The organism is Agrobacterium vitis (genome assembly GCF_013426735.1).
Taxonomy (GTDB): domain Bacteria; phylum Pseudomonadota; class Alphaproteobacteria; order Rhizobiales; family Rhizobiaceae; genus Allorhizobium; species Allorhizobium vitis_D.
Genome location: NZ_AP023274.1, coordinates 222,552 through 244,897, shown reverse-complemented (window position 1 = coordinate 244,897; position 22,346 = coordinate 222,552). Strand labels below are relative to the sequence as shown.

Genomic DNA, 22,346 nt, shown 5'->3' with positions numbered 1-22,346 from the left:
AATTACTGACTTCGAAGGGGCACCCTTCCTCAGTCCCAATGATTTTGAACCCAAGGCGGGGTTAGCTTAACGCGGCGTCTGAAAAGCGGCAGCAGGCCAAGCCTCCTGGGCTGTCCGTGATTTATGCCCGGCGCACGAGCCTGAGGAGCAGAAGAAGGACGATCGCCCCGACCGTAGCGTTGACAATCGCTCTGACGATTCCCGTACCCAGGCTGAAACCGAGGCGGGGGAAGAGCCATCCCGCGATGAACGCGCCGATGATGCCGACAAGAATATCTCCGATCAGACCAAAGCCGCCACCACGTACCACCAGACCGGCAAGCCATCCAGCAAGGGCGCCAACAAGAAGAAATACAAGCAGGCTCTCATTCGACATCATACCACATTTCCTTGGCTGGTGGGATTAGGCAATGCTTTGCATTGGCAGGGTCGCCTTTCCTAATTCCCATAATGCCTATCGTGATCCTGCCCTTGCGTCAAATAGCCAATAGCCAGACCGTGCTCTTGCTTGGCAGCGAGAGCACGGTCTGGATCGAGGGTACTCAGGGACGCTTTTTTGTAATCCACGGAATCGCCGCCATCCATTTCCGAGTCTTTGATCGGAATGCCGGCCAGCTTCATGCCGGAATCAGCGACATAATCGAGCGTCTGTGGGCCTCTACCTTATCATCGCTTAGTGGTTATGCCCTTTCTTGAAAATCGGAATCTTCAGCATCAGGGCCACCCATCGACATATCGAGCACCCAGCCTTTTACGCGGGCCTGCTGGCCTGCAACGGAGTGGCCGGGTTTGGACATATGGGCCATGGCGATCGGTTTTGTTGAGATATTGCTTTTGGGCCGGGTCTTGATCGACTGGTTGCGCGACGCTTGCATTTTAACGTCACCAGCAATGTCGACCTTAAAGAAGGCGATGGAGGCTTGAAGCTCCTCGGCTTGGGCTGCGAGTTCTTCAGAGGTTGCCGACATCTCTTCCGAGGCTCCGGCATTCTGCTGTGTCACCTTGTCGAGTTGCTGGATTGCCTCGTTGATCTGCGAAGCACCGATATCCTGCTCACGGCAAGCCGCAGAGATTTCTGAGACCAATTCGGCAGTCTTGCGGATGTCGGGAACCAGACGCGCCAGCATTCCACCAGCTTCGGTGGCAACCTGCACAGTCTGTCCAGACAGACCGCTGATTTCGGCGGCGGCTGACTGGCTGCGTTCGGCAAGCTTTCGCACTTCAGAGGCAACAACGGCAAAGCCCTTGCCATGTTCTCCAGCACGGGCTGCTTCCACAGCGGCATTCAGAGCGAGAAGGTCGGTCTGACGAGCGATTTCCTGCACTATAGAAATTTTTTCGGCAATCGTTCGCATCGCGGTAACCGCCCGGTTGACGGCTTCGCCGGAAGCTTCGGCATCCTTCGATGATTGGCGGGCGATCTTTTCGGTCTGGGCAGCGTTGTCAGCGTTCTGCTTGATATTGGCTGCCATTTCTTCCATTGATGCAGAGGCTTCTTCAGCCGCCGCAGCTTGTTCGGTCGCACCTTGCGAAAGCTGTTCTGAGCCAGCGGAAAGCTGCTGTGAACCCGCTGAGACATTTTGACTTGCGGCTAATGCATCGGCAACAACGCCGCGAAGGCGCTCGACCATAGACACCAATGCAATTCCCAGTGTGTCCTTGTCTGAAAGCGGCTCCGGCTCGACGGTTAAGTCGCCACTGGCAATCAGGTCGGCTATGGTTGCTGTGTTGCGCAGGTTGTCTACCATAGTGTTGATCGCATTCTTCATGCTCGCATGATCGCCTTCGCATTCGATGTCCACATGCTGGGTGAGATCACCGAAACTCACCTGGCGAAGAACGCGATTGCCCTCTGAAATCGGAAGAATGATAGCATCCAACATGCCGTTGATTCCCGAGACCAGCTTGGCGAAATCCCCGACGAAATGTTCGGCCGCGCCCCGCTCAGAGAGCTTGCCGGCTGTAGACGCGGCAATCAAGCGCTGAAGTTCAGCGGTAATCGCCCGTAAATTTCCGCGCAGCGTCTCGATCGTCGTATTGATGAACGCCTTTTTGCCGGGAAACTGTTCGAGCGGCGCATTAAAATTACCCTCGCCCAGTTCTTTGATGCAGGCCATGGCCTTCTTTTTTACGGCGATGTGGCTACTGACCATATCGTTGACGCCCTTGGCCATAAGGGCAAAGTCGCCCTTGAATTTCTCAACCGGCACGAAGACGTCAATGTCGCCTTTATCGTGCTCGATCGACATCGTATTCATTTCAGAAATCAAACCCTTCAGATTTGCGCGCAAGGTTTCAATAGTCTCATTGATGAAGGCTTTTTTGCCGGGGAACTGCTCGAGCGGGGCTTCGAAATTGCCCTCACCTAGCGCCTTGATGCAGGCCATGGCCTTCTTTTTAACTGCGATGTGGCCCGCGACCATATCGTTGACGCCTTTGGCCATCACGGCAAAGTCGCCCTTGAATTTCTCAACCGGCACGAAGACCTCAATGTCGCCCTTATCGTGCTCAAGCGACATCCTATTCATCTCAGAGATCAGGCCTTTGAGATTGGTACGCAAGGTTTCGATTGTCTCGTTGATGAAAGCTTTTTTGCCGGGAAACTGCTCGAGCGGTGCTTCAAAATTGCCCAACCCAAGTTCCTTGACGCAAGCCATGGCCTTTTTCTTGACCGCGATATGGCCGCCGACCATATCGTTAACGCCTTTGACCATGACAGCGAAGTCGCCCTTGAAGTCCCCTGAAGGTAACCTGACATCAATGTCGCCCCTGTCATGCTCACCTGACATGTCAGCGATAGATGCCCCGAGCTTCTGCATCGGCTGCATACTGGCCTCAAGTAACTCGTTGACAGCAATCAGCATCTCTCTGGCTTCGCCAGTGACTGCATCGAGATTTGCACGCGCGGCTAGTTTTCCGTCTGCGATACTAACTTTGACGCGCTGTATCTCAGCCACAGCCGCCTGAGATTTGGAAGATCTCTTCATTTGAGTGTAGAAAGACATCGTATATCCTCTATCGGAAGCTGTTTTGGGAGTTGCTGTCGCTGATAAGTCGTGGGCGCCCTACGGCGACCGACCTGTAAAGAAAAGATTGGCCAGGTTTCTGCTGAAGCACATGCAGATCATCAAAGCCACCTTGAATGAGCGCTGCACCCTATGGCCACGCCCGCGTCCCTTTCGATGAACCGCTCCATAAACGCGCACGATGCCTCTCGCCCCTTAAAGCTCAAGGGATAGACCACTAGACTCAGCCTTAAAACGTGATTTTGTGTCGCGTCATGCGAAGGAACATCTCAACTAGATGCTATGCAGCTTCAATTATAAGATGCAATTGTTAACCATGCCCTAATGCAACCCCCATTTTTTTAGTGAGAACTTATGTAAAGGTGGTGGGTTTGTCGCGATTTTTGGAAAGGTTTCAGAAATGTCTTCGCTGGAGGCAGTTATGGGGCTCTATTGCAAATATTGTGATTTGGCTGGAGCTGCCTATTATCGCCCGACCATCTGCCCTGACGTTTGAGATTATGGGCGCGGTGTGAAACAACTTCGGTGAGAGAATTGGGTCAGAGACCAAAAGCACGCTCAACGCTCCGGGCGTCTCCGCGGATGTCACGATCAGATTGAAAATTGCAGCCTGTCCCTGCATAAAAAGCCCGATGGGCTTTCCGGTAATATAGATCTTCTCAAGGAAATTGCCGTCGAGATCGATATAGCGGACATATCGGTTGCTGTGGCTGCCGAGCGCCTTTCCGTTGCCACCCAGAAAATTCATGCCACCGCAAAGCGTCGGTTCGATCTCGTCGAGATAAAGCGTACGCTCGGCACCAAACAATTGATCAAGCCTCTGACGCATTTGAGATATTTTCAATTTTTTCAAGTCGAGAATGCGTCAGCATCTTCGAGACTTGGTATGAGAAGGGGGTAAGACGTTGAAAACGGCCTATGTGACGATCAACGGGTTAGAGGCCATGCGAGCGTTACGCAGAGGCCAGGCTACGATTTTCAACCTGACAAAAGGCATCCGTGGGCAGGACCATATTGTTGAATGCTCCTTTGCCGTTCAAGATGTTTGCAACAGAGCTGGATCGGCGTCCGTATTGTCAACCAGATAACAGCCAGAAATTGTGGTGCTGATGCTGACCTTTTTTGACGGTCTGCATAGGGTATTCGGGAACGTGACTGACGTCTACTCTTGCGAAGATCTGAGCGGCTTTATACGAACATCGGCAGAAGATTGCATTTGATCGCCTGCTGCACACAATGAAAGCCGCCAGAAATGTCTCTTGGATGTTACGATATCGAAATGCGCAAGCGGAACGCCGCCGTTCTCGTCGTGCTGTTCTCCCATTCGACCAAGCATCATTTCAAGTCTGTCGATTTTCCGGCGGACGTCCTGAGCATCGCGGATAAGGAAGACACCTATTTCACCAACACGCCAGATATTCTGGCGAATTTCATAAAAGATGTCAGTGCGCCATACGATCTGGTGATTACGATTGGTGGAAGCAAAGGAGGGCATGGGGCGCTGTATCACGGCACGCTTCTCGCTCGCATGATCGAAAAACCTGTTCGTGTCCTTGCCTTCAGCCCGGTTGTCATGCTCTCGGATAACCCGAATGACGTGCCATATGTGTCCTACCAAAAGCTGATGGAGCGAGCGCAGACGACACCAGAACTGGCGGAAAACCTGCGCCAGTCAACCCAGGTGATAACAGCAGACCCGCCGCCCAATCTCACGGCCTTCTGCATCGTCGGGGCCGACAATAAATGCGACTGTGTCGAGGCCAGCCGACTGATCGGCGCGCATATCTTGACGCTGCCTATGCATCACCATGAAACTGTCATCCCATTCCTTTGCGATACCAGCGATGCCAGAGCGGTGACGAAAACCGTGCTGGTGCTGTATGATAGAGCCGCAGAGGAGGCCGATGTTGCCCATCTGCTTGAAAAAGGCAGCGTTGACAAAATGATCGCGGACCTTTCCCGCGTTCCAAAACAGCCTCGCCTCGATGAACTGACGAATCTTGTCATAAAGGGTGATGCAAGCATTGTGAGGCAGGCTGTGACAACGGCAGGCGTTCTTCAAACCTGATCGAATCGACCTAAAGCCTGCGCTTGCATTCATCATTGCCGCCACAGGCATCTCACAAGGATCGAAGCCTTGTCTTGAACGACAAAGCTCCCACGCTGGCGAAAAAAATCTTACGCTATGGTCCCAAACCGAACCGGCGACACGTCTATCCATCAGCAAGCGAACGTGGTGCCTCCTGAGGCGCACCTTTGATCTCCTGCATAATTCCTCAAGCCAGAGTTGGCTCACAGAGAAAATTATGTAGCGAATATAAGGAATTACGGCGTTTTTTGTGCGTTTTCACAAGACGCACGTCGCTTAAGCAATGTGTTGGGGAGAGAGGGATGATGCATTTCACACGCGAAACCATGACCGTCCTTGCGGTCCTCACGGCCTGTGCGTGCAGACCCGGCCGTAAGCTTGCCCTCTGGGAACTTACCGAATTGCACAATGGCCCCACAGGAGAGGTCGTCAAAAGCATCTTGCTGTTGCTCCGGCATGAACTGTTGCACCGCGAGCCAGACGGCCGCGTGATGCTCGCCATCGATCCAGCCAGCGTCACACTGGGTGCCGTCCTGCGACTCACCCAACCCGATCTTCTCCAAGGCGATAAACACCGCAGCCATAGGCAGCAGAACGTATTCACGCTCGCCGTTGAAGCCGCATCAGTGAATTTCGTGCGGATGGCTGACAAGTTCACGCTCGCCGATCTCATCGCGGACCGCCCATCCGTTGCCTCAGGGCAATCAGGCGTCTGCTTCCAGAGTGTCGTCCACGGGGGACAACTGGGGTGCGGGCAACAGCATCAGACGTTCGCGAACAGGGCGTGAGGTCACGAGGCTGCACTCCAGACAAGCGATAGCGGAGCTATCGGGCGAGGCCACGAGGTCCGCGACAGTAAAGCGGTCGAGCAAACTGACAAGAAAGGACGAGGCCGCGGCAACGATGCCGTCAAGCAAGGGTTGGCCTTTGAGCGTGCCGGGCTCCGGTTCTTCCGCGTTGCCGTCCAGTTCCGGCTGGGTGATCCGCAGCACATCGGCGAGCTTGATGTCCTTGGCATCACGCGCAAGGCGCAGACCACCGCCCGGCCCGCGATCGCTGTTGAGAAAGCCGTTGCGGACCAGAAGAGCGACAACTTGATAGGCATGATCCCTCGTCGCGCCGACCTCTTGCGCCAGATGCTGGGCTGGGTATTTCGTCGATGGACTTTTCGCGCAGACCGTCAATATACCGATCGCTATTTCGGATTGCCGCTTCAGGCGCATGGATGACACTATCAAGGGAGTTACTCGTTCAGCCATAGTCGCATATTTGGCTGATGGTGACCATGGGCTTCATTGTGCAAAACAATATCAGGCAATGGCATTGCCCATCCATCCCCGCCCGTGCCAGCGCGAAAGCATGAAACCGGCCTTCAGTGTCTCTTCGATGATCAGCGCGTACCAGACACCTTCCACCCCATAACCCGCCTCCACGCAAAACAGCCATGCCAGCGGCAGGCCGAGCCCCCAGGTCAACCCGATACTGACGAGGACCGGAACCCTGACATCGCCGACAGCCCTGAGCGAATGCAGCAACACGGTATTGAAGGCGAAGCCGGGCTGCATGAGGATCGTCAGCAGCAGCAGGTAGGTGGAAAGCGCCAGAACTTCACCGCCCTGCCCGAACAATCCGAGATATTGATTGGACAAGAGCCAGAACAGAAGCGCGATTGTCGTCGTGACCAAGGTCGCCGCAAAGCTGGAGCGCAACGCCTGACGATAGGCGTCCTGCCGTCGGCCTTCGCCCCAGCGATAGCCGACGAGCACCTCGTTTCCTTGGCTCACAGCCATAACGACAAGGATGAGAAACGTCATGGCCAGCATGACATAGGTACGGCTCAAGACACTTGAGACGCCGAAGCCCGCCACGAAGCCGAGCAGCACAAGCTGGTAAAAACCGTAGCCGATATAGTCCGAAACACTCGGAAAGGCGAGGACGAGCATGCGCCGCACAAGCGAAAGCCGCGCCCTGATCGGCCCTGCCACGAAACGAAGACCGAGCGCGCAATAGACGGCAAGGCCGAACATCAGCGCCATTGCAATCCTTGACCCGAGTGTTGCATAGGCCGCGCCTGTCACCCCAAGCGGGGGGATTGGTCCGGCACCAAGCACAAGAACATAGGTCGCCCCAATGTAAATCACCGACAGGAACAAGCCGGTCATCACAATCACCCGGCTGCTGCCGAAAGCCCTCAGGCAGGCAATCGCAGCCGTGGCAAGCGCGTTGAAGACCATGGCAGCGGCAGCGACGGAAAGATAAAGGCTTGCATCGTGAACGATTGATGCCGGGACATCGAGAATCCGCAAGGCCACCGGTCCACCCAGAAACAGCAGACCGCCTACCAAAAGGCCAAGGAGCGTATTGGTGAAGACCGCAAGCGTTGCGATCTGCCGCGCGCCCTCCTCGTCACCACGCCCGAGACTGTGCGATATCAGGATGACAGCGCCGATCCCGACCATGCTCGAAATCTCGAAGACGACCTGAAGCACTTGCCGCACAATCGCCACGGCGGCTGCCGCATTGGCGGAATAGGCGCTCATGATCAGCATTTCCGACAGCATCACCAGAAAAGTCAGCAGCGAATGCACGAACATCGGCAGGCTAAGCCTGAAAAGCGACTTTGTCGTTCGCGCCGATGGCGGGCGGCGCGGCGGGGCCGCATCGCCAAGGGTTTCAACTGTCTGCATGCGTCAGGCACCTGTGCGTTCGGCCCGCAGGCCACGACGATCTGCAAGGCGATCGCGGCCCGTCTGGCGCAAGAGGGTTCGATCACCTCCAGACCACGCGCCTTCACGACCGGCTTGGAGCTGCGCGATATGGGCGGCCATTGTTTCCAGCGTCGGAAACTGGAAAAAGGCCGTAATATCAATCGATACTCCAAAACGCTTGCCGATCACACCCTGCAAAGAGACAACAAGCAGCGAATGGCCGCCGCATTCGAAGAAATTGTCACTCGGACCGACGTAGTCGATTTTAAGCGCCTCTCGCCAGATTGCGGCGAGCGTTGCGGCGGGTTCGCCGGAGATCGGCAGGCGCGTTTGCTGCTGCGCCGGTTTTGGCCGGCAGGCCGAAAGCGCTCGGCGATCAACCTTGCCGTTTGGCGTCAGCGGGAAGGTATCGAGCGCGACATAGACCGATGGCAACATGTAGAGCGGCAGACTGTCTGCCATATGTGGTCCAAGCTCCGCGCTCGCCTCCCCTGCAAATGGCTCTCGCCAGCGCAGATAGGCGATAAGCTGCTTGCCAGCACCGCCATCCTCGACAAGCACTGCCGCTTCGGCAACGCGAGGATGGGCCGCAAGCCTTGCCTCGACCTCCCCGAGTTCTATTCGATAGCCGCGCAGCTTCACCTGATTGTCGATCCGTCCGAGAAAATCGAGCGCGCCATTCTCCGCCAAGCGCACGAGGTCGCCGGTGCGGTATAGATGGTAGCCGTCCTGCGGACCACGCCGGAAAGGGTTGGGGATGAACCTGTCTGCCGTCAGACCGGGTTTGCCCCAGTAGCCCGGGCTCAATCCCGCACCGCCGATGTGCAATTCTCCCGGCGTGCCCGGTGGTACGGGTTCTCCGCGCCGGTCGAGAACATAGAGTTGGGTATTCTGAATGGGGCCAGCAACCGTAACGCTGTGACCATTCAGGTCTTCACGCCGCACCTCAGTGGCCGCAGACCAGATGGTCGTCTCGGTTGGACCGTAAAGATTCCACAGGCAATCGCCCCGATCCAGCAACTCGGCCGCAAGAAGGCTGTCCAGCGCCTCGCCGCCGCACAGCATGCGAAGCCCCCTCGCTCCGCGCCACCCCGCCTCAATCAACATGCGCCATCCGGCAGGCGTTGCCTGCATGACACTCGGCTGCACACGATCCACGAGCGCGGCAAGACGCCGACCGTCGCGGGCAATGGCGCTGTCCGCAAGCAGCACCGTTGCGCCTTGCGAAAGGGGCGCGAACAATTCCAGCCCCGCAATATCGAAGCCAATCGTGGTCAGCGCCAGCAGGCGGTCGCCCGCGCCAATCCCCGGCCTGTCGGCCATGGACTCGATGAAATTGGCAAGCGCACCATGGGTGATTGCCACTCCCTTGGGCTGGCCGGTGCTGCCGCTGGTATAAAGAATGTAGGCGAGATCATCGGCCTGCACCGCAGCAGGTTCGAAGGATGCCTGCGCACAACCGAATGCCTGGGTCGGGTCCAGCACCGGAACATCTTGCGGTATAACCGCCCGCTCACTGTCCCCAAGATCCGTCAGTACCAGCGCTGCACCAGAATCGGCTAGCATGTAGGCAATGCGCTCTGCCGGATAGTCGGGATCAATTGGCAGATAGCCAGCACCCGACCGCATGACGGCCAGCAGAGAGGGCAGCAATGCGCTTCCACGCCGCAGATAGACCGCAACGACCGCGCCCCGGCCAATGCCTTGCTGGTAAAGACGAAGGGCAAGAGCCTCCGCATAACCGACGAGATCGCCATAGGACATGGTGCTGTCGCGGCCCTCACCCACCTGAACGACGGCGGCTTTGCCCGGTTCGCCTTTCGCCCGTGCGATGATCTGGTCATGCACGGCAGCACATGGCTGCGTCTGCGGACCTCGGCCAGTCTGGAGCAGGATGTCTCGCTCATCGGGCTTAAGCATCTCGATTGTGCCAAGGCATGCCCGTGGATCATCGGCGATGGATGAGAGCAAAGTCTCGTAATGTCGCAGCAGACGATCAGCTCCGGTGGACGACAGACGTGACGGGTCCGCAGCAAGCGCAATCTCTATCTCGGCACCGGGAAAGATCCGGAGCGACAGCGGGTAATGCGTGCGCTCATAGCTGCCGGGATCGCTGAGGGTGAGCGTGTGCGTTCCTTGCGCAAAGGCCGCCTGCATCGAAAGCGGCAGGTTCTCGATAATCAGCAACGTGTCGAACAGCGGTTGATCGGTGGTCTTGCCAGCCCAGCGCTGGATATCGGCAAGCGCTGCATGCCCATGCTTTTCCCGCTGGCGATGCGCTGACTGGAGGCTTTGGAGCCATTCGGCCACCCTCTCCTCCGGTCGTGTCCGGGCACGAAACGGCACCGTGTTGAGGAACAGGCCAATCATTCGGTCTGCATCCGGAAGGTCCGGCGGGCGGCCCGACAAAACCGTTCCGAAGATCACATCGTCCTCGGCCCCATACCGGGATAGAAGCAGCGCCCAGGCCCCCTGTAGCACGGTCGCCAGCGTCAGCCGCTCCCGACGCGCCATGGCGGCAAGCCGCGTTGCGAGACTGGCATCAAGGCTGCGCCGGATCTCGACAATAGCCCCCTGTCCCGCCTCGCCAATTTTTGTCTCACCCAAAAATCCGCCTTGCGGCAGATCGGCAAGAGCATGCGACCAATAGGCCTGAGCAGAAGTGATATCCTGCCGGTCGCGCCACGCGATGTATTGGCGATAAGACGGGGGAGGCGTTGGCAGGCTTTCGCCTGCATAAGCCTTCAACATTTCACCGACAAGCAGCGAGCCGCACCAGCCGTCCATCAACAGATGGTGGAAACTCCAGACGAAGCGATGCCGGCCGGGACCGAGCCGGATCAGCGCAAACCGCAAAAGGGGTGCCGCATCCAGCGTAAAGCCACGACGGCGATCCGCCTCCAACCACGCCGCAAAGGCTGTCTCCTGCCCTGCCACGTCTTCGCCCGACCAGTCCGCTTCGCGCCATTCGGGCACAACATTCTCGGCAATGACCATGATGGGCCGCTCGACATCCGTCCAGCGGCAGGCACCGCGCAAGACCTCGTGGCGGGCGATCACCCTCTCCCACGCCGATTTGAAGGCATCGGCATCCAGCGGGCCTTCCAGCACGCACCAGCATTGCTCGATATAGGTGCCTGAGGCTGGGGCCATCAGACTGTGGAACAGCATGCCCGCCTGCACGGGCGTCATCTCGAAGCTGGAGCCGCTTTCGGCAACCTCAATCGTATGGACCGCGCTTTCGGCAACGGCGGCCTCTGCCTGTGCCGCGATTGTCTGCAACTCGAAAATCTGGGTCGGTTCGAGCTTCAGCCCCTTGGCTTGCGCCTTCGCGACGATCTGAACCCCGATAATGGAGTCACCACCGAGATCGAAGAAATTATCCTCGATGCCGATATCTTCCCGCCGCAGCACGGCCTTCCATATCTCCAGCAGCGTCGCCTCTATGGCATTGCGGGCTGGAATTGGCTCCGCGCGCGTTGTGGAAAGCTGGGGGATCGGAAGCTGTTTGCGATCCACCTTACCATTCGGATTGAGCGGAAACTCCTCCAAAATCACAAAGGCGGTCGGCACCATGTAACGCGGCAATTGCGCAGACAGCGACTGGCGCAGCTTGCGCTCAATCTCGCCATCGTTCGTCGTCGGCCAATCGCGAACGAACACATAGGCAATCAGCCGTTCGTTTTCGGCGTCAAGCGTGACGATGGCCTGCTCAACAATGCTTTCGCGCAGCAATTTGTCTTCGATCTCGCCGATCTCGATGCGGTAGCCGCGCAGCTTGACCTGAAAATCCGTGCGGCCGATAAATTCGATCTCGCTATTTGCCAGACGAACAACTGCATCGCCTGTGCGATAGAGCCTCAGCGCAGGGCTGTTTTCATCGTAGAACGGGTTCGGCACGAAACGGGAGGCTGTGAGAGCCGGGCGGTTCCAGTAACCGGGGCTGAGGCACGGCCCGCCGATATAGAGTTCGCCGCCAATGCCGCGCGGTAAGGGCTGCATATAGGCGTCGAGAACGTGGAGGTGGGTATTGTCGAGGAGGCCACCAACGGGCACTTTGCCGCTTTCCGCGTGGGCGTGGGTGACCTTCAGCGCGCTTGCCCAGATTGTCGCCTCCGTCGGCCCATAGACGTTCCACAGCTCTTTCGTGCGATCAATCAGCTTGCGGGCAAGCGGCGCATCCAGTGCCTCGCCGCCGCAAAGGGCGATCAGATGCGGCAATCCCTCCCAACCGCTGTCGATCAACATGCGCCAATAGGCGGGTGTTGCCTGCAAATGCGAGATGCGATCCGTGACAAGCACATCGGCAAGCCGCTGTGGCGCAAGCAGCAGGTCTTGGCCGTAAAGCACGGTGGTCGCGCCGACGCTGAGCGGCAGGAGCATTTCCAGAATGGAAATGTCGAAGGTGGGCGTGGTGATTGCCAAAAGCCGATCACCGGGCGCAAGCCCCGGCGAGACGGCCATGGAGCGCAGGTGATTGAGCAGGCTTGCATGGGCAATCGGCACGCCGTTGGGGCGGCCCGTACTGCCGCTGGTGTAGAGAAGATAGGCGATGCGCGCGGGATCGGAGGCCGGCAGCGCTGCAGGGGTCTCGCTCACTGGCATTGGGCGGGTCGGATCAAGGGAGCGCTGGGCCGGATAGAGATCTGCCCTGTCCGTCAAGACCAGACTGACACCGGAATCCTCAAGCACATAGGCAACCCGGTCCGCCGGATGATCGGGATCGAGCGGAACATAGACGGCACCCGCTTTCAGAATGGCAAGGAAGGCAATGACGGATTGCCCCCTGCCCGGCAGCGAAACGGCAACCCTATCGCCGGGGCAAACCGAAAGGCTGACGAGTGTTTCTGCAAGCGCATCCACATCTTTCTGAAGTGTGCCATAGGTCCAACTGCGGCCCTTGCTTTCCAGTGCAATCGCATCGGGTTGGCGAAAGGCAACTTGCGCAATCGCATCGTGCACGGTGATGTCAGGCACAGGCCGTGCGGTTGGCGTTCCAAGCGCTACCACGGCGGCATGCTCTTCCTTTGAGAGATAGGCAAGCGTTGGCAGCAGAGCATTGGGAGATTGCAGGATAGAGCCGAGCAAAACCTCGAAATGGGCTGCCATGCGCTCGATCCGCCAGGCATCAAAGATCGCCACGCGATATTCGATGTTCAGCAGATAGCCGGATTCCCGCTCCATCACATACCAGCTGAGATCGACCTTTGTTTCACTCAGCCGTGCTGGCTGTTGGCGAACAATGAGATCGTCGATGCCGAAATCGATCTGCTCGGCATTCTGTGCGCGGTAGTCTTGCGACTGCAACTGGAACATAACCTGCGAGAGCGGGCTCTGCCGTTGGTCGCGGCTCATGCCAAGTGCCTCAGCAATCAGCGGAAAGGGAAATGCCTGATGGTCGAGCGCGTCCGAGAAGCGCTCCTGAACCGCCCCGACCCATTGCGAAAACGTCATGCGCGGGTCGAGTTGCGCGCGCAGCACCAATGTGTTGGTAAACAGACCAATCAGCCCTGCGGCATCCGGATCGTTCCGTCCGGCGACGGGCACGCAGACCGACAGGTCCCGCTCGCCACTGTAGCGATGAAGCAGCAGCGAAAAGGCCGCAGCCATCACCACAAAAGGCGTGGTTCCAAGCTGGCTGGCAAGCGAGGCGACCTGTGACGACACCGAGACGGGAATAACCCGTGTCGCGGTGGCCGCCGTCATCTCAACGCTGCTGCTGCGGGATCGGTCGCTTGGCAATTCCAGCGGCTTGAGATCGGCGAGGGTTTGTTTCCAGTAGTCGCGGGATCGTCCGCAATCTTGGCGCTGAAGCCACGCGTGTTGATCGAGAACCAGATCCCCAAAATCACGGGTGATGGGCGAAAGCGCGGGCACGGCACCCATACGATAGGCGCGGTAGCAGGCCGTCAGCTCGCGCATCAGCACGCCGCGTGACCAGCCATCCGCAACGATGTGATGGAGGGTGATCGCCAGCAGGTGTTCGCTCTCATGCTGCCGGAAGAGATGTGCCCGGATCAGCGGTGCCTTTGAGAGATCGAAAGATTCCGTGGCAACCGCCAGCGCCAGCGCCTCGCCATCTTCGCCTGTCGCTTCCAGATCGGTAAAGCCCAGAGCAAAAGCATGGTCTGGATGAACCTCCTGCCAAGGCTCGCCCGCCTCGACGGGAAAGGCGGTTCTGAGCGGCGCATGCCGGGAAACGATTGTTGCAAGGCTCCGCTCCAGCGCTGCACGATCAAGCGGCCCCTCAAACCGCCAGCGATAGGCGACGTGATAAGCAGAACTCTCGGGATAGAGGCTCTGCTGGAGCCAGAAATGCTTCTGGCCGGGTGTCAACGGCAAGCGGGCGGGGCGCGTTGACACCCTTGACGTCTCTTGTGGCGTCTCTTCCGGGGCCACCCGTTCCCAGGCGATCCCACGGGCTTCGAGCTGGCGGCGGAAAGCCTCGCGCTCAGCAGGACTGAGCGCCGCAACGCGGGCGCGCAGCGCCAGAATCGGATCGGCAGAGTTCACGGGCAGTCTCCCTATACGACTTGCGCGATTGTCGGCTGCGGTGCATGCTGGCGTGCAAGCCGCGCGAGATGCGGCAGACCGCCCATGACAAGATCGTAATCCTGCACGAAGTCGATCAGGCAGGCGATTTCATCAATGCCCGCCGCACCCAGCGCTTCCACTGTCTCTGCGGTGCTTTCCGGCGTGCCGATGAGAGAGCGGCCCTTGATGAAGCCCTCAACCCCGAACTCGATCAGGCTGTCGAGATCGTCCCGGCTGAAATTCTCGAGCGCGATATCAAGACCCATGCTGCGCGCCAGCCCCTCAAGCAGATGATAATGGGTTCTGAGATAATCGCTGAAGGGGCCTTTTACATTGGCCTTCACGGTCTCGACATCGCCGCCGAGATAGGTGTGCACCATAATACTCACGGTGCCCGCAGCCGGATCAAAACCGTTCTTTTCCAGCGACCGGCGATAAGCGGCGATCTTGGGTGTCAGGCTTTCCAATGTCTCGCCAAGCAATGCCGTCAGCACGTTGATGCCGCGACGGCCCGCTTCCACAAAGGTCTCCATGGACTGGCACGCCACCCAGAAGGGCACGCGCGGCTGCACGGGACGCGGCAGCGTCTTTGCCTCCACAGTGTTGCCTTCCGCATCTTCAAAGGTCAGCGTCTCGCCAGCAAGCAGCTCGGTAACCTGATCGTAGCTCCGCCACATCAGGCTGCGGCGGCTGCCGTGTGGCTCACGCGACAGCACGAATTCGTTGCGCGTCCAGCCCGACGCAATCGCGACACCCACACGGCCTTGCGAGAGATTGTCCACGACGGCAATTTCTTCCGCCACACGCACGGGATGATGGAGCGGCAGAACAATGCTGCCGGAGCGCAATTGCACCCGCTTCGTCACCATGGCCAGTGCGGCATGGATCATCGACGGATTGGGATAGAGGCCGCCGAAAGCATGGAAATGGCGCTCCGGCACCCAGAGCGCGCTCAGGCCATTGTCATCGGCAAACTTTGCGCTGTCCATCAGCAGCCGATAGCTGTCACCACTTGCAGCAGAGCCATCGCCATCGAAATAAAACAGGCTGAATTTCATAATTGTTGTTCCTTTGCATATTGCTGATGGAAGGCAGGTGACAGTCAGGCTTCCTTGCGGAGCGCCTCTGCCTCAATGTCGTCCAGAAGGGCGGCAAGCTCTGCCTGTTCTTTCCGTGCGGCCTCGAGGCGCTCACGGATGACGGCCGCGATGCCCCCGACAGTGGGCGCATCAAACAGCAGGGCGCGCATGGGCAGCTCGATTGAGAATTGCTTGCGCAACCGCGTCACGACCTGAACGGCAAGCAGGGAATGTCCACCAAGCTCGAAGAAATTGTCGTCGATTCCGACACGGGAAATGCCAAGGAGATCTCCCATGACATCAGCCACATCGGTCTCAATGGGATCGCGCGGGGCGATGAACGCTGCCTGCACACGCTCGCGCCCGGTGTTTTCCTTCTGATCCACGGCCACACCGGCCCTTGGTTCCTGCCGTGCTGCGGCCATGCGATGCCGCAGATCAACTGGCGTCACGGCAAGTCGGGAGACCTGTGGATGGGCGAGAACCGCCCGGGTTGCCCGCCAGACCTCATCGGCGTCAATCGCATCGTTAAGAAAGCCTGTTGCCTCCTCTCGCGTGGCGCCAAAAGGAAGGCATGTATCCCACGCGATTGCCTGCCAGACCGGACGATGTGCGCCGCGCCGTGCATCAACGAAGGCATCAAGAAAGCTGTTGGCCCCCGCATAGGCGGCAAGACCCGCACCGCCGACCAGCGTTGAGAGGGAGGACTGAACGAGGATGAAATCGGGCGCATGATCGGCAAGCGCCGCTGACAGAGCGTCTAGGCCATCAACCTTGGTTGCAAACGGTGCAGCATTGCGCTCCACTGTGGCCTCTGTGAGCGGGCAGTGATAAACCTCGCCCATCGCTGCCGTCTGGAAAACCCCACGGATCGGGCCAAATGGCGCGCCAAGCGCGCCAATGCATGCAGCAAGCCAAGCAGGATCAGCGAGATCACCGCTGAACAGCATATAGTCCTCGCCCGGTGTGCCAATGCCGCGCAAAGCCCGGATCAACACGCTAACCGGATGCTTCGGCCCGTGCGAGGCAAGCCAGTGTTCCCAATCCGCAGCATTCGGAAGCCCGCTTGGTCCAACAAGGACAACCTTCGCGCCCAGTGTTTGAACGAGCGACCTAGCATAAACGAGGGCAAGACCGTCGAGGAGATCGCCTGCGATGAGGTAGGTGGCCCCCGCCGTGAGAGCCGGAACATAGGCTGGCTCCGGCAGGCACGTCGTCACGTGGCTCTCAACCCAGCAATAGCCATTGCGCAGCGCCATCACGGTCCTGTCGTCACGCCAAGGGCGTGATAGCGCCTCAGCGAGGCCGGGAACAATGGCACCTTCTGCCGATGGAAAATCGATGCTTCGGCAGGAAATGCCGGGAAGTTCCTGCGGCAGGACGCGGAGCATGCCAAGCACTTTGGCCGCCTGCGCATCAATAACCTCCGCGCCGGTCACAGCATGCAGGCCGCATGCCAGAACAGTCAGAAGCGGCGGGCGGCTCTCGGTCGTGGTCAGGGCTTTCGCGAGCGCAAAACCGCTGGTGAAAGCCATGTCCGGGGCAGCGTTTGCGTCAAGGGAGAAGCCATTGACGATCTGGGTCAGTGTTGCACCGTTCGCTGCAAGATCGGCAAGAACTGCGCTGTAGTGCTGCGGGTCAGCGGGGTCGATGTGATACGTGCCCCCGGCAATCCCATAGGCTGTGCCAGACTGTACCCGTGTGACCTTGGTTAGATCCGGAACAGGCCCCATCGCCGCTACGGTCTCTTCGCCGCCAAGAATCAACCAATTCTCGTGACCGCTCGTTGTGAGATGCTCAGAGGGCGCACGTTGCCAGACCGGCTGGTAAAACCAGTCCTCGATTGATGGTTGCCGGGCCGCTTCGTCGGGCATGGATTCGGTTGGTGCAATCCGCGCAATCGCGTAGGAACTGCGCTGGAAAGGGTAGGTCGGAAGTGGCACGCGGCGACGTGGGCCTGCATCTTTTTCGGCAACAAGTTCGACATCAATACCAGCGATCCAAAGCTCCGCCAATGCCAGCAGCGCGTGGTCGCAGGCATCAAGCGGTGCCTTCGCATCGGGCAGCGAGGTGGCAACGCGAAGCTGAGCTTTTCCCTGCTGGCGTGCAAGCCGGGTCAGTGTCGAACCGGGTCCAACTTCGAGAAGAAACGGGGCCGGCAAGTCAAGCACCCGCGCAAGGCAGGGCCCGAACAGAACGGTTTGGCGCAGATGGGCCACCCAATAGGCTGGGTCGGTTGCCTCCTGCGCCGTCAGCCAATGGCCCGTCAGGTTCGAGACAATGTCAATCTGCGGCGGGTTGAGCGTCACCCTGCCAAGCACCTGCCCAAATGCTTCAAGTGCAGGCTCCATCATGAAGCTGTGAAAGGCATGGGAGGTCTTGAGGTCTTGCCTGCCGATACCGCTGCGATCAAACCGGGCCGCGAGTTCGGCAATTGCCTCTGCCGTGCCCGCCAGAACCGTGCTGCGCGGACCGTTGACGGCAGCAAGGTCCACGTCTTGAGACAGCGATGCGCGCGCCTCCTGTTCTGAGAGCATGACGGAGAGCATGGCACCGGGCGGGCAAGCCTGCATCAGCCGCCCGCGGGCAACAACCAGCGTCACCGCGTCTTGCAGCGAAAAGACCCCGGCAAGGCAGGCCGCAACATATTCACCGAGACTGTGACCGACCATGGCCCGTGGCTTGATGCCCTTGGCAAGCCACATCTGCGCCAGCGCGTATTCGACCGCGAAAAGTGCTGGCTGCGTTATCTCTGTGCGGGAAAGTTGCTCCACGGTTGTGCCATCGCCAAAGATGATGGCCGCGAGGTCAAGTTCCAGCGGCACGAAGCGCAGGCAGTCATCGAAGGCGGTGCGGAACGTTGCATCCGTCTCGTACAGCGCCCGCGCCATTCCCGGATATTGTGCTCCCTGTCCGGGAAACAGGAGGATCAGACTTGCATCGCCCGCCAGCGGCTCACCCGCGACACAATGGGGGCCTTCACCGCTGAGGATGATCTGCGCGGCGTCGTCTCTGTCCTTTGCGAGGGCGACAAAGCGATGCTCCATCGTCCGGCGGCCCTGCCGGAGCGTATAGGCAATATCGGCAAGCTGTGCGCCATCATCGGTGCCAAGATGATCGGCCACAGCGCTTCGCATCGCCGCCAGCGCTTCCGGCGTCTTGGCCGAGAGTGGCAAGAGATAAGGCCCAGTGGTGTCCGCTTCGCGCTCCCGAACCGGGGGCTCTTCAACAATCACATGCGCATTCATCCCGCCCATGCCAAAGGCGCTTATGGCCGCGCGACGCTTGCGCAGCTCTGTCACCGGCCAGGGCCGCTGCTGCGCAACGATGTCGAAAGGACTTGACGCCAGATCAAGGGCCGGGTTCGCGCTGGTAAAATTGATGCTGGCGGGCAGAATCTGGTGCTTCAGCGCAAGAATGGCCTTGATCAGCCCTCCCATTCCGGCGGCCACATCCATATGTCCGAGATTGCCCTTCACAGAACCAAGACCGCAGCGGCGGCCCTGCTGTTTCAGCGCATCGCCATAAACACTGGACAGGGCGCGGATTTCGATGGGATCGCCAAGAGCCGTGGCGGTTCCATGTGCTTCGACATAATCCACCTCCGAGGCTTCAAGGCGGGCGTCGGCAAGGGCTGCCTGAAGCACCGCCGTCTGCCCGGCAACGCTGGGCGCTGTTAACCCAACCTTGGCGGAACCGTCATTGCCGATGGCCGAGCCGCTGAGAACAGCATGAATTGTATCGCCGTCAGCAATCGCGTCGCTCAGCCGTTTGAGAACGAGGACGCCGACGCCATTGGTGAACACGGTGCCCTTGGCATTGGCGTCAAACGGACGGCATGCCCCATCCGGCGAAGCGATGCCTTCGCTCTTGTAGAGATAGCCTTCCGGGCGCGGCTGCCCGATGGCAACGGCACCCGCCAGCGCCATATCCGCCTCACGCGCTAACAGGCCGCGTGCCGCCAGATGAAGCGCCACGAGCGCCGTGGCACAAGTCGCCTGAACGCCTACGGTTGGCCCGGTGAGGTCGAGGTGGTAGGCGACACGCGAAGCAATCATGCCAAGCACATTGCCAAGGCCCGCATGGATCGGATCTGTTGCCTCCCTGAGCTGCGGATTGGCCTGTATCTGGCTGAAATGATAGTTGAGCGCGCCACCAGCATAGACACCGATACGGCCGTCATAGGTGGCGCTGTTATAGCCCGCATGGTCGAGAGCATTCGCTGCGCATTCTAGAAAGACACGATGTTGTGGATCAAGCAATTCCGCATCGCGCGGCGAATAACCGAAGAAACCGGCATCGAAAGCCGTTGGATCGTCGAAGCCACCCCAGACTCGGACATAATCCGGCCGGGCCGCCATCTTGGGATCGACGCCAGCCTCTTGCAGTTCGTGATCCGTGATGGAGCGAAGGCCGCTTTGACCTTGCTCCAAAAGATCCCAGAACGCGTCGATATCATCGGCTCCGGGAAAGCGCCCGGCCATGCCGACGATTGCCACGCGCTCGTCCTTCTCCCTTTGCGCCGCCTCCAGACGCGCGCGCGCATCCTTCAGAATCGAGAGGACCTCATTCTGGTCTATGCTGTCGGGGGTCGGGATTTCAACGTCAGTCATAGGGTTTCTCTCGTTCAAATTGCGGATGCTGTGCTCAACGAAGCAATGCCTTCAGGGCAGCAAGTTCCGAGGTAATAGCGGAGCTGGCGACAGAGGCAGATGCTAACGCGGGCGGGGTCTGAGCCACAGGCCCATTGCTCTGGAGCTTTACGTCCTGAAGAGGCACGGTCTCCGATTGATCGTCTTCGATGAGGCCGTAGAGATGGTCCGAAAGGGCCAATATGGTGGGATGTTCGAAAATCAGTGTTGGCCGGACCGGCACGCCGAGTTCCCGCTCAACCGTCGCGCCGATATTGACGAGCGCCACAGAGTCGAGACCAAGATCGAAGAAGCCAGCGGAATTTCCGGGCAAATCCCCTTCGCCCAGCCGGGCAAGCATAGCCACTTCCTGCCGCAGCAGATGCCGGAGTGCTTCCTTGCGAAGCGCTTTCGGCGATTGCAAAAGCTGGTCACGCCAGCTTCGTTTTTCGGCAATTGCCGGGGCATTGAGCACGCTCTGCGGCTTTGCATCCCAGCGGGCGACGATGCGCAGATCACCCGTCACGATCCCCTGTCGGCAAGCGAAGCGGCGAACTTTTCCGCTCGGCGTGCGTGGCAGACTGCTCGGCCGCAGCAGCGCGATGACGGCGGCCCTGACATTGTGATTGCGCGAGACGGCACCGCGCACGGCACGGATGACGTCATCACCATCAAGATCGCGCAGGGCCTCACGGGTCAGCTCACAGACAATGCCCAATTGCTCCTCGCCATCAATCTCGATGGCAAAGACCCCTGCCCGGCCTTGTGCAAGCGCCGGATGGCTGGAGAAAACGGATTGCTCAATATCTTCCGGGTGATGGTTCTGCCCACGGATGATCACCAGATCTTTCAGCCGACCAGTGATGTAGAGCTGCCCATTGCGGCGAAAGCCCAGATCGCCGGTCCGGCGCCAGCCACGCGATCCATCCAGCACCTGATCAAAGGTCTCTGCGTTCAGTTTAGCGCGGCCCCAATAGCCGGGGGTCACGTTCGGCCCCCGGATCCAGATCTCGCCGACCGTGTCATCATCCACACGCAGGCCCGCCTGGGGATCGACAAGCGCAAGGTCAAGCCCCTCGGCAGGGCGGCCGCAGGCGGCAAGGGCGAGCTTATCATGCTCGTCGCCATCATCCGCTTCGACCGCAGCCCCGGTTTCGACAAGCGCCTTGCGGCTGACGGACAGGATCAGCGGTGGATCGTCGGGACTGTTACCCGTCTGGAACAGCGTGGCTTCTGCCTGACCGTAGCAGCAATAAAAGGCCTTGCCACGGAAACCGTGGGGCGCAAAGGCGGCTGTGAAGCGCTCCAGCGTTTTCGGGCGGATCGGTTCGGCCCCGTTATAGGCGATGCGGACAGTGGAAAGATCAAGTCCGGCGGCAGCCTCCGGCGCATATTTATCGACGCAGTGCTCGTAGGAAAAATTCGGCCCACCTATAACGGTGGCGCGAACATGGCTTGCCAGCTCCAGAAAGCGCAGAGGCCGACGCAGGAACGAGGCAGGTGCCATCAGCGCCACTGGAAAGCCGTTGAACACCGGCGACAGGATGCCGTCGATCAGCCCCATATCGTGATAGTGCGGCAGCCAGCAGGCGGATATGTCGGATGGGCCGTATTCGAAGGCAGTGCTGATCTGCCGCAGATTGGCCATGAGGTTGCCGTGAGTGACCATGACCCCCTTCGGATCGCTCGTCGAACCCGATGTATATTGCAAGAAAGCGACATGTTTTGCCTCCGGCGCATGGAATGGCCTGCCGTCATCTTCAAAGACAACCGGGGTTGCCGGATCGGCGGCCTGCGGGGCGAGCGCAAAGCCATGCCCGACTGCCCGTTGAAGGGGGCGAAGCACGTCCAGAAGGTCGTCGGCACAGAGAATTCCGGAGATCCCAGCATCCCGCGCGATATGCAGCCAACGATTGATTCCGTCAGCTCGCCGAGGGGCCGGAACGGGAACGGGAACGGTGCCCGCATAAAGGCATCCAAGGAAGGCGGCGATGAAGGCGAGGCCCGGCGGATAGACCACGAGAATACGTGCGCCGGGGATGACAAGTCCTGTCTGCGCAATCTCTTGACCAACACGCCGCGCCCGATCGCGAAGCATGCGCCAGGTCCAGGAATCCGGCCTCGCCTGCGCCGCAGCGACCGCGTCATCATGAAAGAAGCGCATGGCAACATCATCCGCCATATCCCGAGCACGATGCTCAAGCATATGAATTATAGATATAAATTCTACTGAACTTTCCGAGGTTCGTTGCGTCCAGGACGTATCGTTCACTGCCATC

11 protein-coding genes and 2 pseudogenes are annotated in these 22,346 nt (G+C 59.2%); 1 reads left to right on the top strand and 12 read right to left on the bottom strand.

Features of this window, described 5'->3' with window-relative positions:
• Positions 1-121 precede the first annotated feature (121 nt).
• From H1Y61_RS23295 to H1Y61_RS26780, 5 genes and pseudogenes are all read right to left on the bottom strand, one after another.
• Positions 122-376 (bottom strand): GlsB/YeaQ/YmgE family stress response membrane protein, encoded by a 255-nt coding sequence (locus H1Y61_RS23295; protein WP_060720108.1) that lies wholly within the window; start codon positions 374-376, stop codon positions 122-124.
• A 62-nt stretch (positions 377-438) separates the two neighbouring features.
• A complete protein-coding gene (locus tag H1Y61_RS23290; protein ID WP_174113629.1) occupies positions 439-621 on the bottom strand; it encodes a hypothetical protein in 183 nt (60 codons plus the stop codon).
• Between the two features lie 59 nt (positions 622-680).
• Complete coding sequence (locus tag H1Y61_RS23285; protein WP_457915828.1) at positions 681-2,570, bottom strand: methyl-accepting chemotaxis protein; 1,890 nt, start codon at positions 2,568-2,570, stop codon at positions 681-683.
• Positions 2,556-2,693: pseudogene (locus H1Y61_RS27175) on the bottom strand (hypothetical protein); the annotation flags it as partial. The gene H1Y61_RS23285 and the pseudogene H1Y61_RS27175, both read right to left, overlap by 15 nt.
• A gap of 973 nt (positions 2,694-3,666) precedes the next feature.
• Positions 3,667-3,822: pseudogene (locus H1Y61_RS26780) on the bottom strand (phenylacetaldoxime dehydratase family protein); the annotation flags it as partial.
• Between the two features lie 483 nt (positions 3,823-4,305).
• On the opposite strand from H1Y61_RS26780, the gene H1Y61_RS23275 reads away from it, so the two are divergent.
• Complete coding sequence (locus tag H1Y61_RS23275; RefSeq protein WP_235680968.1) at positions 4,306-5,094, top strand: hypothetical protein; 789 nt, start codon at positions 4,306-4,308, stop codon at positions 5,092-5,094.
• Positions 5,095-5,351: 257 nt separating this feature from the next.
• On the opposite strand, the gene H1Y61_RS23270 is transcribed toward H1Y61_RS23275, so the two are convergent.
• From H1Y61_RS23270 to H1Y61_RS23240, 7 genes are all read right to left on the bottom strand, one after another.
• Positions 5,352-5,699, bottom strand: a complete 348-nt coding sequence (locus H1Y61_RS23270; RefSeq protein WP_071203385.1) for a hypothetical protein — start codon at positions 5,697-5,699, stop codon at positions 5,352-5,354.
• A gap of 120 nt (positions 5,700-5,819) precedes the next feature.
• Complete coding sequence (locus tag H1Y61_RS23265) at positions 5,820-6,347, bottom strand: Rrf2 family transcriptional regulator (RefSeq protein ID WP_234617830.1); 528 nt, start codon at positions 6,345-6,347, stop codon at positions 5,820-5,822.
• 78 nt (positions 6,348-6,425) lie between these two features.
• Positions 6,426-7,802, bottom strand: a complete 1,377-nt coding sequence (locus H1Y61_RS23260) for an MATE family efflux transporter (protein ID WP_180575262.1) — start codon at positions 7,800-7,802, stop codon at positions 6,426-6,428.
• A gap of 3 nt (positions 7,803-7,805) precedes the next feature.
• On the bottom strand, positions 7,806-14,336 hold the full coding sequence (locus tag H1Y61_RS23255) for a non-ribosomal peptide synthetase (protein WP_235680967.1): 6,531 nt from the start codon (positions 14,334-14,336) through the stop codon (positions 7,806-7,808).
• Between the two features lie 11 nt (positions 14,337-14,347).
• On the bottom strand, positions 14,348-15,415 hold the full coding sequence (locus H1Y61_RS23250; RefSeq protein WP_180575261.1) for an LLM class flavin-dependent oxidoreductase: 1,068 nt from the start codon (positions 15,413-15,415) through the stop codon (positions 14,348-14,350).
• 44 nt (positions 15,416-15,459) lie between these two features.
• Positions 15,460-20,049 (bottom strand): type I polyketide synthase, encoded by a 4,590-nt coding sequence (locus H1Y61_RS23245; protein WP_180575260.1) that lies wholly within the window; start codon positions 20,047-20,049, stop codon positions 15,460-15,462.
• Positions 20,050-20,083: 34 nt separating this feature from the next.
• Positions 20,084-22,345 carry an AMP-binding protein gene (locus tag H1Y61_RS23240; protein WP_180575259.1) on the bottom strand — a complete coding sequence of 754 codons (2,262 nt, stop codon included), beginning with the start codon at positions 22,343-22,345 and terminating at the stop codon, positions 20,084-20,086.
• Between the last annotated feature and the right edge of the window lies 1 nt (position 22,346).